This is a genomic window from Flavobacterium sp. (genome assembly GCF_036782315.1).
Lineage (GTDB): Bacteria > Bacteroidota > Bacteroidia > Flavobacteriales > Flavobacteriaceae > Flavobacterium.
In genome coordinates this window covers 21229-37749 of the sequence record NZ_DAIPZK010000016.1, presented here as the reverse complement: position 1 = coordinate 37749, position 16521 = coordinate 21229, and the positions used below count along the sequence as shown (strand labels likewise).

The 16521-nt window shown below is 32.4% G+C and carries 18 protein-coding genes; 7 read left to right on the top strand and 11 right to left on the bottom strand.

The genetic code is table 11. The features are described from left to right. Positions 1–86 precede the first annotated feature (86 nt). The 6 genes from lipA to recF all read right to left on the bottom strand — a co-directional run bounded on the left by lipA (position 87) and on the right by recF (position 5574). A complete protein-coding gene (gene lipA, locus V7P59_RS12190) occupies positions 87–962 on the bottom strand; it encodes a lipoyl synthase (RefSeq protein WP_333810429.1) in 876 nt (291 codons plus the stop codon). Positions 963–1162: 200 nt separating this feature from the next. Next, positions 1163–1726 carry an RNA polymerase sigma factor gene (locus V7P59_RS12185; RefSeq protein ID WP_111567675.1) on the bottom strand — a complete coding sequence of 188 codons (564 nt, stop codon included), beginning with the start codon at positions 1724–1726 and terminating at the stop codon, positions 1163–1165. Continuing rightward, on the bottom strand, positions 1717–2826 hold the full coding sequence (locus V7P59_RS12180) for a glycosyltransferase (protein ID WP_333810428.1): 1110 nt from the start codon (positions 2824–2826) through the stop codon (positions 1717–1719). The genes V7P59_RS12185 and V7P59_RS12180 overlap by 10 nt, the downstream gene beginning before the upstream one ends. A 12-nt stretch (positions 2827–2838) precedes the next feature. Continuing rightward, positions 2839–3042: a hypothetical protein gene (locus V7P59_RS12175; protein WP_026724852.1), complete on the bottom strand. Its 204-nt coding sequence runs from the start codon at positions 3040–3042 to the stop codon at positions 2839–2841. A 303-nt stretch (positions 3043–3345) separates the two neighbouring features. Further along, a complete protein-coding gene (gene murB, locus V7P59_RS12170) occupies positions 3346–4353 on the bottom strand; it encodes a UDP-N-acetylmuramate dehydrogenase (protein ID WP_333810427.1) in 1008 nt (335 codons plus the stop codon). Between the two features lie 141 nt (positions 4354–4494). Further along, positions 4495–5574 carry a DNA replication/repair protein RecF gene (gene recF, locus V7P59_RS12165; protein ID WP_333810426.1) on the bottom strand — a complete coding sequence of 360 codons (1080 nt, stop codon included), beginning with the start codon at positions 5572–5574 and terminating at the stop codon, positions 4495–4497. Between the two features lie 136 nt (positions 5575–5710). Between recF and V7P59_RS12160 the strand changes: the two genes are divergently transcribed. From V7P59_RS12160 to V7P59_RS12130, 7 genes are all read left to right on the top strand, one after another. Continuing rightward, complete coding sequence (locus V7P59_RS12160) at positions 5711–6496, top strand: tetratricopeptide repeat protein (RefSeq protein WP_333810425.1); 786 nt, start codon at positions 5711–5713, stop codon at positions 6494–6496. Between the two features lie 2 nt (positions 6497–6498). Next, a complete protein-coding gene (gene ribH / locus V7P59_RS12155; RefSeq protein ID WP_333810424.1) occupies positions 6499–6984 on the top strand; it encodes a 6,7-dimethyl-8-ribityllumazine synthase in 486 nt (161 codons plus the stop codon). Between the two features lie 114 nt (positions 6985–7098). Continuing rightward, a complete protein-coding gene (locus V7P59_RS12150) occupies positions 7099–7398 on the top strand; it encodes a hypothetical protein (protein ID WP_333810423.1) in 300 nt (99 codons plus the stop codon). Continuing rightward, entirely contained in the window at positions 7398–9254 is a 1857-nt protein-coding gene (mutL, locus tag V7P59_RS12145) for a DNA mismatch repair endonuclease MutL (protein ID WP_333810422.1), read from the top strand. Before V7P59_RS12150 ends, mutL begins: the two co-directional genes overlap by 1 nt. After that, on the top strand, positions 9251–10048 hold the full coding sequence (locus tag V7P59_RS12140; RefSeq protein WP_333810421.1) for a rhomboid family intramembrane serine protease: 798 nt from the start codon (positions 9251–9253) through the stop codon (positions 10046–10048). The genes mutL and V7P59_RS12140 overlap by 4 nt, the downstream gene beginning before the upstream one ends. 36 nt (positions 10049–10084) lie before the next feature. Next, positions 10085–10939, top strand: a complete 855-nt coding sequence (locus V7P59_RS12135; protein WP_333810420.1) for a rhomboid family intramembrane serine protease — start codon at positions 10085–10087, stop codon at positions 10937–10939. Then, a complete protein-coding gene (locus tag V7P59_RS12130) occupies positions 10940–11992 on the top strand; it encodes an endonuclease/exonuclease/phosphatase family protein (RefSeq protein WP_333810419.1) in 1053 nt (350 codons plus the stop codon). Here V7P59_RS12130 and V7P59_RS12125 read toward each other — a convergent pair. The 5 genes from V7P59_RS12125 to V7P59_RS12105 all read right to left on the bottom strand — a co-directional run bounded on the left by V7P59_RS12125 (position 11989) and on the right by V7P59_RS12105 (position 16519). Next, complete coding sequence (locus tag V7P59_RS12125; RefSeq protein WP_333810418.1) at positions 11989–12603, bottom strand: WbqC family protein; 615 nt, start codon at positions 12601–12603, stop codon at positions 11989–11991. The two genes, V7P59_RS12130 and V7P59_RS12125, sit on opposite strands and share 4 nt — an antisense overlap. An 87-nt stretch (positions 12604–12690) precedes the next feature. Then, positions 12691–14244: a signal peptidase I gene (gene lepB, locus V7P59_RS12120; RefSeq protein WP_333810417.1), complete on the bottom strand. Its 1554-nt coding sequence runs from the start codon at positions 14242–14244 to the stop codon at positions 12691–12693. Between the two features lie 36 nt (positions 14245–14280). After that, entirely contained in the window at positions 14281–15015 is a 735-nt protein-coding gene (gene dapB / locus V7P59_RS12115) for a 4-hydroxy-tetrahydrodipicolinate reductase (RefSeq protein WP_333810416.1), read from the bottom strand. Between the two features lie 44 nt (positions 15016–15059). After that, positions 15060–15620, bottom strand: a complete 561-nt coding sequence (locus V7P59_RS12110; protein ID WP_333810415.1) for a DUF5683 domain-containing protein — start codon at positions 15618–15620, stop codon at positions 15060–15062. Beyond that, positions 15620–16519: a ParB/RepB/Spo0J family partition protein gene (locus V7P59_RS12105; protein WP_333810414.1), complete on the bottom strand. Its 900-nt coding sequence runs from the start codon at positions 16517–16519 to the stop codon at positions 15620–15622. Before V7P59_RS12105 ends, V7P59_RS12110 begins: the two co-directional genes overlap by 1 nt. Positions 16520–16521: the final 2 nt, after the last annotated feature.

Below are 16521 nucleotides of genomic sequence, written 5' to 3'. Positions count from 1 at the left end.
TATGGGTTTAAAAGTTTAAAAGGTAATTAAGTTTAGAGGTTTTGCCAACCCTTTTAAACTTATAACCTTCTAATCTCATAACCTTTTTAATGAATATGTTTCTCAGCATGGTAAGAAGAACGCACTAAAGCGCCACTTTCCACATGTCTAAAACCTAATTCTTTTCCTATTTTTTCGTATTTCGCAAATTGTTCTGGCGTGATGTATTCTTTAACTGGTAAATGTTTTTTACTGGGTTGTAAGTACTGACCAATAGTAACAATATCCACTTTTGCATCGGCTAAGTCATGTAAAACTTGAATCACTTCTTCTTCCGTTTCACCCAAACCTAACATGATACCCGATTTAGTTCTTTTGATGCCTTGCTCTTTCAAATAGCGTAACACTTCTAAACTTTTTTCATATTTCGCTTGAATACGTACTTCGCGAGTCAAACGTTTTACGGTTTCCATGTTGTGCGAAACTACTTCCGGAGCTACTTCAATAATTCGGTCTAAATTTCTTGTGTTGCCTTGAAAATCTGGAATTAACGTTTCTAATGTCGTATGTGGATTCATTCGGCGAATCGCTTTCACGGTTTCTGCCCAAATAATTGAACCCATATCTTTTAGATCATCACGATCCACACTCGTAATTACGGCATGTTTGATGTTCATAATTTTGATAGAACGCGCTACTTTTTCAGGTTCGTCCCAATCCACCGTTTCTGGACGACCGGTTTTTACACCACAAAATCCGCACGAACGCGTACAGATATTTCCTAAAATCATGAAAGTTGCGGTTCCTTCACCCCAACATTCACCCATGTTAGGACAACTCCCCGAAGTACAAATTGTATTCAGTTTGTATTTGTCTACTAAACCTCTAAGTTCGGTGTAGTTTTTACCTGTTGGTAATTTTACGCGCAACCATTTTGGTTTGGGTTCTCTTGGTGGAAAAACATTGTCAATAGCCGTGTCCATAATCAAAATTTTGATAGGCAAAGATACGATATGAAATCGCTAAAAACAAACTCGTTTGCTTGCAAACACCGATAAAAAGAAAGCGATTCTATATGACCTTAAAAAAAACAATAAAAGCGCCATATAAAATTTAGAATTTTGAAGTAAGAATTTAGAAAAAGTAAAAACTTTAGTAAAGTTTTAGGAAATGTAAAAGTGAATTACTTCCCTGAAATAATCTCCGCCAATAATTTTTTAGCTCTAAGTAACTTAATTTTGATGTTATTTAGCGGTTCGTCAATTTGTTCTGCCATTTCTTGATAGGTCATTTCTTGAAAATAACGCATTTGAATGACTTCCTGATAAGCAGGTTTCAATTGTTTGATGTATTGAAGTAATTGGGCTAAATTTTGCTCGATAATCAATTCATCTTCAGCAGAATTGGAATCATCGGCAACGCTATAGGCTTGATGGTCTTCTTCATCATTCATTTCAATAAATAATGACGATTTCTTTTTACGAAGCATGTCAATATGTACATTTTTTGCAATCGCAATCAACCAAGTATTAAAACCGTATTCAGGATTGTACGTAGAGATTTTATCGAATGCTTTTGCGAAAGTTTCAATGACAATATCTTCAGTATCGGTTTCGTTTTCGGTGCGTTTTAACATGAAGCCATAAACTTCATTCCAGAAAAAATCCAACAAAAATGTGAAAGCAACTTGGTCTCCCTTTTTTGCTTTTTCAATATTTTCTTGAATGATTACTGAATTTACTTCCAATGTACAGGTTTTGAGATGAGGTTTCTAAAAAATACGCTCAATTGTGTAAAGATAAGTACAATTTCGATAATTGGATACCAATACATAACATCTTTTTCTTTTAGTTTTCCAGCTGCATAACCTAGAGAAATCCAAGCGAATAAATATCTAAATACGATAATTCCAGTCACAATCATCCATTGGAATTGAAACGCTAACAAAACAATAGCCAAAACTAAAAACCAAAACTGACTAAAGAAAAATAATCCCAACTGAAATTTATCAAATCCTTTGTAGTATTTCGCAGTCGTAGCATGTCTTCTTTTTTGGTACACCCAAGATGAAAAAGTAGTTTTTGGCTCCGAAAAAGTAAAGCTTTCTGGAGTATATAAAATTGCTGTATTTTTCTTTGTCGCCGCTTGATTGATAAACAAATCGTCATCGCCCGAACGAATTTTCATGTGATCCATAAAACCACGAACGTTGAAAAATTCTTCTTTTTTGTAAGCTAAATTCCGACCAACACCCATATAAGGTTTACCAACTTTTGCCCAAGAGAAATATTGGGTAGCGGTTAACATCGTTTCAAAACGAATGATTTTATTTAGGAAAGAATTCTTTACTTTTTCGTAAGCGCCATAACCTAAAACAATGGTTTTTTCTTTTGTGAATTGAGTTGAGATTTGCAACAACCAATCGCTTGACGCTGGATAACAATCCGCATCAGTAAATACTAAATATTCGTTTTTTGCGGCTTTAATTCCTAAGGTTAACGCGAATTTTTTATTACCCCAAAACGCTTCGTTGTTTTGAACTTTTACCAATTTTACATTCGCATATTGCTTTTCGTAAGCTTCAAATAATTCCAAAGTTTCATCGCTCGAAGCATCGTCAATTAAGACAATTTCGTAATCAGGATAGTTTTGGGTAACCAAAGTTTGAAAATACTTTTTGATATTTTCTTCTTCGTTTTTAGCACAAACAATAATAGAAATAGGTAAACGTTTCGGAGTTCCTTCTTGGTTTTTACCAAATGAGAATTTTCCGAAAATAAAAAGGTAATAAATAAATTGAATAAACACGATAACCGCAAAAGCGATTAAGAGTATTGTTAGTATCATAAATTTTGAAAATTAAGAGTGCGAAGGTTCGCTGCAGTCTTTCATTTGCTCAGGAGTTTTTCCGCAGTAGCTACAGTTTTCTCCATCTTTATTCAAAAACGGACTTTGGCTAGCACAAGTTCCAGCGAATTTTCCGTCTTTTTTTGCCCAAATTTTTATCGCGATACCTGCAAACGCAAGTCCTAAAAGTCCAATGGTTACTAATACAAGTTTCATCTTTTTCTATTTTGAACTGCAAAATTAATTAAAATCCAAATAACAAATCTCAAATTCCAAACAAATCTCAAAAACAAATTCAAAATTTTTGGAATACAGATTGAAGAAATGGAAGAAATCTTTAAAGTTGAAAAATTTAGCTCGCGGATAGAACAGATTTGCTAATGCAAAACGCGGATTAAAACAGATTACTTATGTTCACTATGTCAAGTGAAATGCCTAAAATCAACACAAAGCAAATCTAATGTGTCTATGTGTTAAAAAAAGAACATAAAGATTTTACTCCCAACTTCTAACTCCTAACTAAATAATATTCACTTCTGCTTCTATCTCAATTCCGAATTTTTCTAAAATCGTTTGTTGGATATTTCTCGAAAGCGCTACAATTTCGGCTCCAGTTGCCGTTCCGTAATTCACTAAAACTAAGGCTTGATTTTTGTGAACTCCAGCATCGCCAAAACGTTTGCCTTTAAAACCAGCTTGTTCAATTAACCAACCGGCAGGAACTTTTACTTCGGTTTCAGAAACTACATAATGTGGCATTTCTGGGTGAAGTGCTTTTGCTTTTTCGTAGGCTTCTTTTGAAATAATCGGATTTTTAAAGAAACTACCGCTGTTGCCTAATTCTTTTGGATCTGGTAATTTACTTTGACGAATGGCAATTACAGCATTACTAACATCTTTTAAGGTTGGGTTTTCTATTCCGTTTTGTTTTAATTCCGTTTCAATTGCACCATAAGTCGTGGAAACTTTATGATTTCTTTTTGTTAATTTAAAACTAACCGAAGTGATAATGTATTGGTTTTTCAATTCGTTTTTGAACACACTTTCACGGTATTCAAATTTGCATTGAGCAGTAGTGAAAGTTTCAATTTCTAATGTTTTCAAATTCAAAGCATGGCACGAAAACATCGTATCTTTAATTTCAACTCCATATGCTCCAATATTTTGAATTGGAGTTGTACCTACATTTCCAGGAATCAAAGATAAATTTTCAATTCCACCAAAATTTTGATCGATACACCAAAGTACAAATTCGTGCCAATTTTCTCCGGCTTGAGCTTTTACAATGACAAAATCATCGTTTTCTTCAACAATTTCTCTTCCTTTTAAATTAAGATGAACGACTAATTTTTCAATGTCTTGCGTTAACAACATATTGCTTCCGCCACCCAAAATAAAAATATCGTTGTTTGCTCTCAACACTTCTTTTAATTCATCGATAGAAGAAACAGAAACAAACTGTTTAGCTTTAGCTTCAATTCCAAAAGTGTTATAATTTTTTAAGGAGAAATTGGTTTGAATATGCATTAGAATATTTTTTTTCAAATGTAATGTTTATGTGGTAATTTTCAAATTCAACATTATGGAGTATTTCTTTGGAACACAGATTAAAGAAATTTTAATGATTTTTAAAATCTGTTCCATCAGTGTTTCTAAAATTATTGAAATTTAAATTGGAAATATTTTATAAGATTGATGTGTTTCTTTAATAATCATCTCTGTTCGTTCAGCATGAGTGTCAGAAATAAAAATTTGTCCAAAAACGGCATCATTTACCATGGTGACAATTTTTTGCACACGTGTTTCATCTAATTTATCGAAAATATCATCGAAAAGAAGAATCGGTAATTCGCCACTTTGTTTTTTCATGAATTCGAATTGCGCCAACTTTAAAGCAATCAAAAATGATTTCTGTTGACCTTGCGAACCGAATTTTTTAATTGGAAAACCATCCATTTCAAAAATCAAATCGTCTTTGTGAATTCCAGAACTTGTATATTGAATAATTCTATCTTTTTGTAGCGATTCTTCTAAAAGCGATAATAAATCTTTTTCGAACAATTGACTTTCATAGCGTAAAGCAACCGATTCATTTCCGCCCGAAATATTGGTGTGATGCTTTTGGAAAATCGGAATGAAATCGTTTAGAAACTGGTTTCTTTTTTCAAAAATCAATTGTCCGGTTTCGCTCAATTGTTCGTTGTAGATCGATAAATTATCTGCATCAAAAGTCTGGTTTAAAGCGAAGTATTTCAATAAGGCATTGCGTTGTGCCAACGTTTTTTGATATTGAATCAACAATTGCAAATATTGGTTGTCCAATGTTCCGATAACGCTATCAATGAATTTTCTTCTTGTTTCGCTTCCTTCCACAATTAAATCTACATCAGATGGTGAAATAATTACTAAGGGAATCAATCCTAAATGTTCTGAAAGTTTTTCGTAAACCTTTCCATTGCGTTTGATGGTCTTTTTTTGTCCTTTTTTTAAACTGCAAATAATTTTTTCTTCTTTGTCGCCTTTTTCTAGTAAAGCATCAATTACAAAAAACTCTTCGCCATGTTTGATGTTTTGAACTGCTAACGGATTGAAATAACTTTTTCCATAAGCTAAATGGTAGATAGCATCTAAAATATTGGTTTTCCCAACACCATTTTTTCCTACAAAACAATTGATTTTAGCGTCAAAATCAAACTCGATTTGGGCTAAATTTTTGTAATTAAGTAATGATAACTGTTTTAAAAACACGATAAATTTTAGGTTGTTATATGACTAAAAGTAAGACTTCTTGCAAAAGTAAATTGAAAATCTTAAAAATATCTACAAAAATGGTTTTAAATTTTAATAAAAATTATATTTTTGCACCTCATTAAATTAAAAATAAATGGCAACATATAACAAAAGAGGTTACAAAGCTCCAAAACCTGAAGAAGCAAAAGTTGAAAATGAGTTTGAAGAAGTAGAAGCTATTGATGTACAAGATAGTACTACTGCTGAAGTTTTCAATACGTTAGATGAAACGGCTTCAAAAACTGAGGAATGGGTAGCTAAAAATCAAAAAGTACTTTTAGGTATTGTAGGTGCAATTGCGATTGGAACATTAGCATACTTATTATTCAATCGTTTTGTTGTTGAGCCTAAAGAAGAAAAAGCAGCTAACGAAATTTTCCAAGCACAACAATTTTTTCAACAAGCAGTTGACGCTACAGAGAAAAACGATTCTTTATACAATTTAGCACTTAAAGGTGGTGAAGGTAAATTAGGATTTTTAGCAGTAGCAGAACAATATTCTGGAACTGCAGCTGGAAATTTAGCTAATTATCATGCAGGTATGGCTTATTTAAATTTAGGTGATTTTAAAAATGCAATTATCTATTTAGAGAAATTTAAGTCGAATGATGAGATTTTAAAACCATTAGCTTTAGGAGCAATTGGTGATGCTTTAGCAGAAACTAACAAAGTTGACGATGCAATTGCTCATTATAAAAAAGCAGCAGAAGCTTCTGAAAATGATTTTACAACGCCAAGATTTTTATTAAAAGCAGCTCAATTGTCTTTAACAGCTGGTAAAAAAGCAGAAGCTCACAAATTATTTGTAGAGATTAAAGAGAAATATGAAACGTCAAAAGAAGGAATGAATATTGATGCTTTCATTGCAATGACCGAATAAAAATGGCAACAGAAAATAAAAATTTATCCAATTACGATAAAAACACAATCCCAAATGCGAAAGATTTTCGGTTTGGGATTGTTGTTTCAGAGTGGAACGAACAAGTAACAGAAGGTTTGTATAACGGAGCTTTTTCTGCTTTAACCGATTGTGGTGCTTTACCAGAAAACATTATCCGTTGGAATGTACCTGGAAGTTTTGAATTGATTTTTGGAGCACGCCAAATGCACGAAAAATTAGAGCTAGATGCTGTAATTGTAATAGGTTGTGTAATTAAGGGCGAAACCATGCATTTTGAATTTGTTTGCGAAGGCGTAACTCAAGGAATGAAAGATTTAAATCTTTTATATGATGTGCCAACAATCTTCTGTGTGCTAACTGATAATAACATGCAACAATCGTTAGATAGAAGTGGTGGAAAGCATGGAAACAAAGGAATAGAAGCTGCTATTGCTGCAATTAAAATGGTAGATTTGAATAGAAAATAAAAGTCTTTCTTTTAAATTCATATACTAATCCCGATTTTATCGGGATTTTTTTGTTAACAAAAATTTGGAGGTTAAACGCATAAAAATCCCTAAATTTGAAAAAAATAATGCGATATGTTTAAATTTGGAAGAGGGTCATTTAAATTGCCACAAAATAAGAGATTTAACTATACTCCGCGCCATTATCAAGGTAAGGAAGTAGAAAATCCATTTGATTTTGATTCTGCAATACGAAGAGATCGTGAGTCGGTTAATTACAATGATTTTAGAGCACATTGGAGTGAAGCGCGAAAAAACAGTCGACACCGTGGTAATCGTCAATTTAACATGCGAATTTTAATTATTGTATTGGTTTTATTATTGATTTTCATGTATATCATCGATTTTGATTTATCTATATTTAGAAAAAAATAATGGCAGCAAGTATTATTCAACTTTTACCTGATCATGTTGCCAATCAAATTGCTGCAGGAGAAGTGGTGCAACGGCCAGCTTCTGTGGTTAAAGAGTTGTTGGAAAATGCGGTGGATGCTAAATCAACAGATATTAAATTAATTGTTAAAGAAGCTGGTAAAACATTAGTTCAGGTTATCGACAACGGATTAGGAATGAATACAACTGATGCTCGGTTGTGTTTCGAGCGTCATGCTACTTCTAAAATTCGAAAAGCAGAAGATTTATTTGATTTACATACCAAAGGGTTTCGTGGCGAAGCATTAGCTTCTATTGCTGCGATTGCTCATGTGGAGTTAAAAACAAAGCAAGACCAAGAAGAACTTGGAACTCATATCATCATTGAAGGAAGTAAATTGGTTACCCAAGATGTCGCGGTTTTACCTAAAGGAACGTCATTTGCCGTAAAGAATTTGTTTTTTAATATTCCAGCCAGAAGAAATTTCTTGAAATCGGAAACGGTAGAATTTCGTCATGTAATGGATGAATTTCAACGTGTTGCGATGGCGCATCCTTCGATTTCGTTTACTTTGATTCATAACGGAAGTGAATTGTACAATTTACCAAGTTCTAATTACCGCCAACGTATCGTAAATATTTTTGGTGGAAAAACGAATGAAAAGTTAGTGCCAGTTTCAGAAGAAACCGAATTAATTACCATTTCAGGATTTGTTGGAAAACCTGAATTTGCTAAAAAGAGTAGAGGCGAACAGTTTTTCTTTGTTAACGATAGATATATCAAAAGTGCGTACTTACATCATGCCATCATGAGTGCTTATGAAGGTTTGCTGAAAGAGGGTAATCAACCAAGTTATTTCTTGTATTTACAAGTGCCACCACATACAATTGATATCAACATTCATCCAACCAAAACCGAAATCAAGTTTGACGATGAACATTCGCTATACGCGATTTTGCGTTCGGCTGTAAAACATAGTTTAGGGCAATTTAATGTGGCACCCGTATTAGATTTTGAACGCGATGCTACTTTAGATACGCCATACGAATATAAAAACAGAGAAGCAGATTTTCCAACCATTCAAGTGGATTCGAATTTTAATCCTTTTGCGACTGAAAAACCGAGTTCAAAACCTTTGTCTTCTTTTGGAAGTTATAAAAAAGAAACAGTTAGTGCGAGTTGGGAAAGTTTGTACGTAGGGCTAAAACAAGATACGCAAGAAATAGATGCTTTTTCGTTTGAAAGTGAAGAAGTTACCAGTAAATTATTTGAAGAAGATGTGGTTGAAACCAAAACTACTTCTACCTATCAAATTCATAAAAAATATATTGTTAGCGCAATAAAATCAGGAATGTTGGTAATTGATCAAGGTAGAGCACACCAACGTGTGTTATACGAACAATTTCTAACAAGTATTACAGTTCAGAAAGCTTCGAGCCAACAATTGTTATTTCCTTTGGAATTATATTTTTCTTCTGATGAGATGATTTTATTGAAAGAATTAAAATCGTCACTAGAAAATACTGGTTTTGTTTTTGATGCTTTCCATACCGATTCTGTTCAAATTTCTGGATTACCTATTGGAATGGCAGAAAGTGAAGTTTCTATTGTTTTAGAAGAGTTGATTGGGAATCTACAAAATGAAATTCCCGAAAGTAGTTTTTCACAAAGCGATAGTATTGCCAAATCGATGGCAAAAAGTATGGCAGTAAAAACCGGAACGTATTTAACCGAAAAAGAGCAAGAAAATTTAGTAAATTCTTTATTTGCGTGTAAAGAGCCTAATGTTTCTCCTTTTCAAAAACCAACTTTTATCACGCTAACGGTTGAAGATTTAGATAAAAAATTTGCAATATGATGAACATGACCGAAACTGTAAAACAGTTACTAATTATTAATGTTTTATTTTTTTTAGGAAGTTATTTTGTGCCACAAGCCAATGAATTACTAGCGCTTCATTATTTTGAAAGCGATGCTTTTAAATTTTGGCAACCGATAACTCATATGTTCATGCATGGAAGTCCAATGCATATTTTCTTTAATATGTTTGCCTTAATTTCTTTTGGAAGTGCTTTAGAACACTTTTGGGGTGCAAAGAAATTTTTGTTTTTCTATTTTTCTTGCGGAATTGGAGCTGCATTAATTCATTCAGGAGTAAATTATTACGAAATTCACTCATTATTAAATCAATTACAAAACACAACCATTTCTTCTGCTGATATTCACACTATTTTAAATACAGATTTTGTTAGTGGAAATCAATATCAAGGAAGACTATTATATGAAAATGCGCAAGCAACTTTTGATAAATTGAATTTAAACGAAAGTGATTTCAGAATTTTATTTGATGCTGCAATTAAAAATCAATCTGCGGCAGTAGGAGCTTCAGGTGCAATTTATGGTTTATTAGTAGCGTTTGCTTTTATGTTCCCAAATGCAGAGTTAATGATGATGTTTATCCCAGTTCCTGTTAAAGCTAAATATTTTGTGCCAGTGATAGTATTGTTAGATTTGTTCTCTGGTGTAACTGGTTTTAGTATTTTTGGTGGAAATATTGCTCATTTTGCTCACGTAGGGGGAGCGTTAATTGGTTTTATCATGATGTGGTATTGGAAGAAAAATCAATTTAATCAAAATCGTTGGGATAGATAGTTTTTTAGAAAAAAGAATAAAGAACAAAGAGAAAAGATGAACATTTTAGACGATTTAAAACTACAATACAAAACGGGTGGTATGGTACAAAAGTTAATCTTTTGGAACATCGGTTGCTTTTTATTGTCTTTAGTGTTTTTTTATAGTTTTTCTGTTGGAAGTTTTCAAATCCCAACATGGATTGCTTTATCATCTGATATAGGAACGTTTGTCAAAACACCTTGGACATTAATTACGTTTAATTTTTTTCATTTCGGATTTTTTCATTTGATTTTTAATCTGTTGGTGCTTCATTTTTCAGGAAGATTATTTTCCACTTATTTCACGGATAAACAATTATTTGGAGTTTATATTTTAGGCGGAATTTTCTCTGGATTAACCTTTGTACTCTCTTATATTATCATTGGAAAAGCTGGTTTGTTAATTGGTGCGAGTGGTGCCATTATGGCCATTTTGTTAAGTGCAACAACTTATGCTCCTTTTATGTTATTGAGAATTCCATTAATAGGAATTGTAAAACTCTGGCATGTAACTTTTGTAATTTTGCTAATCGATTTGCTTCAGTTGCCATTGAATAATACAGGAGGTCATATAGCACATTTGGGAGGAGCACTTTTCGGATTTTTATACATTAAACTCTTACAATCCGGAACCGATTTAAGTAAAGGAATTTCGATAATTATAGATTTCTTTTTGAACCTTTTTAAACCTAAGAAAAAAACTCCTTTTAAAAAGGTGCATCGTAACACAACAAAAAAAGCTGTAAATTCGTTTTCAGAGAAAGATATCACACAAAAACAAATTGATGATATTTTGGATAAAATTAGTAAATCAGGGTATGATAGTTTAACCAAAGAAGAAAAGGAATTTCTCTTTAAAGCTGGAAAATAAATGCGCGAACAAACGTGGCTGAGTAAAATAATGTTCTTTTTTAATATAGTACTAACTGTATTGACTTTCCTTGCGTATTCGTTACCGTTTTTAGCACCAAAAGCCTTTCCTTTTTTGAGTGTTTTGACCCTAATCTTACCTTTGTTTTTAATCCTGAATTTTTTCTTTTTTGTGTATTGGTTGTTGCAATTCAAACGATATATGTTATTGTCAGGATTGGTTTTGTTGTTAGGAATTACATTTATTAATAGATTTTATAAATTTTCTGAAACTAATTTGCCAAAGGAGGAGGGCGATTTTAAGGTAATGACTTATAATGTCCGTTTGTTTAATATTTACGAATGGTTACCAAAAGATGATGTTGCCCAACAAATTTCGAAATTAATCAATGAAAAATCACCAGATATTTTATGTTTGCAAGATTTCACTAACAATGAAGATGCTGATTTTAGTCAATATCCTTATTCCTATATTAAATTGAATGGCGAAAAATTGAAATATGGGCAAGCCATTTATTCTAATTATAAGATTATAAACAAAGGCGAAATTCAGTTTCCAGATTCGTTTAATAATGCCATTTTTGCTGATGTTTTGAAAGGAAAAGACACCATTAGAATTTATAGTATTCATTTGCAATCTGTTAAAATTAGCGCCGATATTCATGAGAAAATTGATGAAGCAAAATCAAAGTTTATTTTAAAACGTTTGAGTTTAGCTTTTAAAAAACAACAACAACAATCTGAAATAATTAAAGAACATTTTGAAAATTGTTCCTATCCCAAAATTATTTGTAGTGATTTGAATAATAGTGCATTCTCATATGTTTACAGAACTATAAAAGGAGAAATGAAAGATGCTTTTGAAGAAGCCGGAACTGGTTTTGGAAAATCGTATAACTTTAAATATTATCCTGCTAGAATCGATTTTATATTAGTTGATAAATCTATTGAGGTAAAGCAATTCAGAACTATTGATACTTTTTTTCAAAGCGACCATTTTCCTCAAATTGTCCGATTAAATTTAGACAATGAAGTTAATGAAAAAGAGAATTAAATCTGTTGGTTTTTTAAATAATCAACAGCATATCTTCCTTCATTAAAAAGCAAGTCTAAAATACTTAAGTTGTTGATGAAACCATGTTTATCTCCAAAAACTTGGGTATATTCTTCTAATTGTGTAGTGTCTTTTTTTCCGTTTGCCAAATATCTGAAATCCATATAATTTGGAACTTCGTGAAAATATTCTGTGGTTTTCTCTGTTGCAATTTGTATTCCTAGACTTTCATTTACCAATTCAAAAATTTCCAAATTTAAATCCATGATAAACTCATGCTTTTTTTCGAATAATGGGCGAAAATCATCTTCAAAATATTCAAAAAAAGGCGAAGTTCTATAGGCTGCTTCTAGCGATTTAAAGTGGTTTTTCTGCCATCCGAAATCATTTTCAATACGAACATCTTTGTATTTTTGATGTTTATCTTTTGAATGTTTGATGGGAATATTTAACATTTGAATTCCATTTGGACTATAAATATACATCCTGTTTCTATTGGTTTGTTTTTGGAAATTGTCTTCCATTTCTAATGTAACGGAATCCGCTTGAAGTATTGCCACATAATGACTAATAGAAGGGAAGTAAGTAGGATGTATAAGAATGTTATTCATGATAAAATATTGTTTTTAAAACACGAATTTCACTAATTATCACAAATTAAATCGTGCTAACTAGTGAAATTTATGCTACAAATATAATTAAGCTTCTTCTTTGTTTTTCTTTTTCTTTCTAAAGTAATCAAATGCAAAGTAAGCTGCCAATGCAATTAAGAAATATTGGAAATACGATTTTGGTTGACCATCACCACTAACAGTAGTAAATAATCTGTCCCAACGAATGCTCCAGTTTCTAATGCCGTCATTAATCCCATCGATACTCATCCAAATGAAAATTGGTTTTCCAACAATGTGATCTGCAGGAACAAATCCCCAATAACGCGAATCTAAAGAGTTATGACGATTATCTCCCATCATCCAATAGTAGTCCTGTTTAAATGTGTAAGAAGTGGTAACCTGACCATTAATGCGGATTTCGTCACCGTTTACTTTCAAGTCATTTCCTTCGTATTCACCTATAACTTTTTTATAAAAAGGTAAAGTTTCTTTATTTAACTCAACTGTTTTTCCAGCTTCAGGAATGTATATAGGACCTAAGTTATCGACATTCCAATCTTTTGTTCCCGGGAAAATAGATTTATCAGTTTCTTTATGAATGATGCGTTCTACTTTTGTTAATCCAGGGATATTTCTTAATCTATCTACTGAGGCTTGTGGTAAAGCGCTAAAAATTAAAGTGTCTTTTGCAATTTGTCCAAAAGCATCTGTTATGTGAAGTTCTTTTTTAATGTAATCTAAATCAACGGGTGTTTTACCATCCCAAGCGACTTTGTAAGAATACTGCGGTTTCGCTCTTTCAGGAAGTATTGATTCTTTACCATTAATAAAAATGATTCCGTCTTTAATTTCGATTTTATCTCCAGGAATTGCAGTACAACGTTTTACGTAATTGGTTTTTTTATCAATAGGTTTGTCATATCTTTTATCAGCCGCTTTGTACATGTGAAATAAAGTATCCGCTGGCCAGTTAAAAACCACAATATCATTACGTTCAATTTTTTGTAATGCAGGAAAACGGAAATAAGGTAATGAAGGTTTAGCACTGTATGATTTTACTTTTATCAATGGTAAAGTATCGTGAACCATTGGAGCCGCTATTGGCGTCATTGGAGTTCTGGCTCCATAATGAAACTTACTTACAAATAGAAAATCGCCCACCAATAACGATTTTTCTAATGATGAAGTTGGAATCGTGTAAGGTTGAATAAAATAGGTGTGCACTAAAGTTGCCACTACAATTGCAAATGACAACGAACCTAAAGTATCCATGGTTTTGTTAGGTGCTTTTAAATCGCGATTTTCGTGATAAGTAGTTTCTTGTGTATAATTTACATAAGCAATGTAAAGTCCCAGTGTTACAACACCTAAAACCATATCTACGGTAGATTTTTTACCAAATGTTCTAAGAGTTTCAATCCAAATGATAGGAAACATAAATAAGTTGATCACCGGAATAAACAATAAGAAAATCCACCATTTCGGGCGGTTAATAATTTGCATTAATATAATTCCGTTATATACCGGAACAAATGCTTCCCATGCTTTTCTACCTGCTTTTACATATAATTTCCAAGTTCCAATTCCGTGAATTACTTGAACTAATAGAATAAATAGTAACCAACTTGATATTTCCATTTTTAATATCGTTTAATTGTTAAATAGTATAATTTTTTATTTTGAGGATAACCCTAAAACATCTTTCATAGTGAAAACTCCTTTTTTGCCTACCAACCATTCTGCAGCAACTACTGCTCCTAATGCAAAACCTTCTCGGCTGTGTGCTGTATGCTTGATTTCGATTTGGTCCACTTCGCTATCATAAAAAATACTATGTGTTCCAGGAACATTTTCGATACGTTTTGCTTCAATGTGAATTTGCTTCGCCTGTTCGCTATTGCTCGAGTCATTGCTAATTGGAGTTTCTAATGTCCAATTTGCATAATCTGTATGTTTGATAACACCTTCAGCCAAAGTAATAGCTGTTCCGCTTGGAGCATCTAACTTTTGAGTGTGATGAATTTCTTCCATTGAAACATTGTATTGTTTCAAGTTGGCCATCATTTTGGCTAAATATTCATTTAATTCAAAAAAAACATTTACCCCTAAACTAAAATTAGAAGCATAAATAAAACTTCCGTTTTTTTCTTCACACAATTGTACCATTTTAGGATAATCTGCTAACCAACCTGTTGTTCCTGAAATGACTGGAATTCTATTGTTTAAACATTCAGAAATATTGGTAACAGCACTATGAGGAACGCTAAAATCAATAGCAACATCAGCAAGTAATAATCCTTCAAAAGTATTTTCTTGATCTTTTTTTAATACGATTTCATGACCTCTTTCTAAAGCTATTCTTTCAATAACTTTTCCCATTTTTCCGTATCCTAAAAGTGCAATTTTCATAGTGGTTAGTTGTCGTTAAAAGTGTATTGTTACCCAATATTTTGTTAAAAACTATAGGTTAATGTCATGCCGTAGTTGAATTTGTAATCTATTTGATTTTGATTCATATCGGGTTTTAAAGAAAGATTATCATTCACATTGAACTGCATCAAATGCGCGTCAATATTAGCATCAATGATATTTAAAATATAAATTCCAGCCGTGATTAATGCCGATAAATCTCTGTTTCTTTGATGGAATTTTTGAGCGCGAATCAACCTATCATTGTCTAATCCACCATAAATAGGGTGATTAGGATCGGAAGTGCCGTCTAATCTTCTTTTATATTCGTCTCGAAACTTGTGATATTCTCTCTGATTAAAGTTATATGAATAAATTCCAACTCCTAATCCAATGTAAACAATTGGTACTTTCCAATATTTTTTGTTGTAAGCTTGCCCAAGTCCAGGAACCAAAGCAGAATAAAAAGCCGCTCTAGCTGGGCGATTTGGGTCGATAATCGATTTAACGGTATCTTTTGATTGCAACGTCATTTCCTCTTGTGCTCTTCCTTTAAAACTTAGAAAAAGACAAGTCAAAATAAATATGTAGTGGAGCTTTCTCACTAAGAGTTGATTAATTTTAAAATACGATTAAAGTCTTCTTCAGAGTGGAATGGAATGGTAATTTTCCCTTTTCCGTTTCCTGCTACTTTAACGTCAACTTTAGTTCCAAAGTAGTTTGCAAATGCTTTTTTCTCCTCTTCTTTAATATCAAATGAGTTTCCTTTTGCAGGTTTTGCTGTTTTTGGTTTTAAACTATCTTGATAATTTTTAACCAAAGCTTCGGTTTCTCTAACCGATAGATTTTGTGTAACTACTTTGTGATAAATATCGCTTTGAACATCTTGATTTTCAATGTTGATCAACGCTCTGCCGTGCCCCATTGAAATAAAACCATCTCGCATTCCTGTTTGAATGATTGGATCTAATTTCAGCAAACGTAAATAATTAGTAATTGTTGAACGTTTTTTGCCTACTCGCTCACTCAATTCTTCTTGCGTTAAATTGATTTCGTCAATTAATCTTTGATACGAAATAGCTACCTCAATTGGGTCTAAATCATGACGTTGGATGTTTTCCACCAAAGCCATAACTAAAGACTCGTTATCATTTGCCAAACGAATGTAAGCTGGAATGGTTTTCATTCCTATTGATTTAGAAGCACGTAAACGACGTTCTCCAGAAATCAATTGGTATTTATTGAAATCTAATTTTCTAACAGTTATCGGTTGAATTACACCTAATTCTTTGATTGATTTGGCTAATTCTTGTAAGGTTTCCTCGTTGAAATTCGTTCTCGGTTGAAAAGGATTAATTTCAATTGATTCGATATCAAGCTCAATAATATTTCCTACAACTTTATCTGCGTTTTTATCCTCAACTGATTTAATATCGTTTTCAGGATCTTTCAATAAAGCCGATAATCCTCTACCTAAGGCTTGTTTTTTTACCGCTTTTGTCATCT

Excerpts from the sequence above, each read along its gene's own strand:
- lipA (WP_333810429.1), bottom strand. The coding sequence starts at position 962 with ATGGACACGGCTATTGACAATGTTTTTCCACCAAGAGAACCCAAACCA.
- V7P59_RS12180 (WP_333810428.1), bottom strand. The coding sequence starts at position 2,826 with ATGATACTAACAATACTCTTAATCGCTTTTGCGGTTATCGTGTTTATT.
- V7P59_RS12175 (WP_026724852.1), bottom strand. The coding sequence starts at position 3,042 with ATGAAACTTGTATTAGTAACCATTGGACTTTTAGGACTTGCGTTTGCA.
- murB (WP_333810427.1), bottom strand. The coding sequence starts at position 4,353 with ATGCATATTCAAACCAATTTCTCCTTAAAAAATTATAACACTTTTGGA.
- V7P59_RS12160 (WP_333810425.1), top strand. The coding sequence starts at position 5,711 with ATGGCAACATATAACAAAAGAGGTTACAAAGCTCCAAAACCTGAAGAA.
- ribH (WP_333810424.1), top strand. The coding sequence starts at position 6,499 with ATGGCAACAGAAAATAAAAATTTATCCAATTACGATAAAAACACAATC.
- V7P59_RS12150 (WP_333810423.1), top strand. The coding sequence starts at position 7,099 with ATGTTTAAATTTGGAAGAGGGTCATTTAAATTGCCACAAAATAAGAGA.
- mutL (WP_333810422.1), top strand. The coding sequence starts at position 7,398 with ATGGCAGCAAGTATTATTCAACTTTTACCTGATCATGTTGCCAATCAA.
- V7P59_RS12140 (WP_333810421.1), top strand. The coding sequence starts at position 9,251 with ATGATGAACATGACCGAAACTGTAAAACAGTTACTAATTATTAATGTT.
- V7P59_RS12135 (WP_333810420.1), top strand. The coding sequence starts at position 10,085 with ATGAACATTTTAGACGATTTAAAACTACAATACAAAACGGGTGGTATG.
- V7P59_RS12130 (WP_333810419.1), top strand. The coding sequence starts at position 10,940 with ATGCGCGAACAAACGTGGCTGAGTAAAATAATGTTCTTTTTTAATATA.
- V7P59_RS12125 (WP_333810418.1), bottom strand. The coding sequence starts at position 12,603 with ATGAATAACATTCTTATACATCCTACTTACTTCCCTTCTATTAGTCAT.
- lepB (WP_333810417.1), bottom strand. The coding sequence starts at position 14,244 with ATGGAAATATCAAGTTGGTTACTATTTATTCTATTAGTTCAAGTAATT.
- dapB (WP_333810416.1), bottom strand. The coding sequence starts at position 15,015 with ATGAAAATTGCACTTTTAGGATACGGAAAAATGGGAAAAGTTATTGAA.
- V7P59_RS12105 (WP_333810414.1), bottom strand. The coding sequence starts at position 16,519 with ATGACAAAAGCGGTAAAAAAACAAGCCTTAGGTAGAGGATTATCGGCT.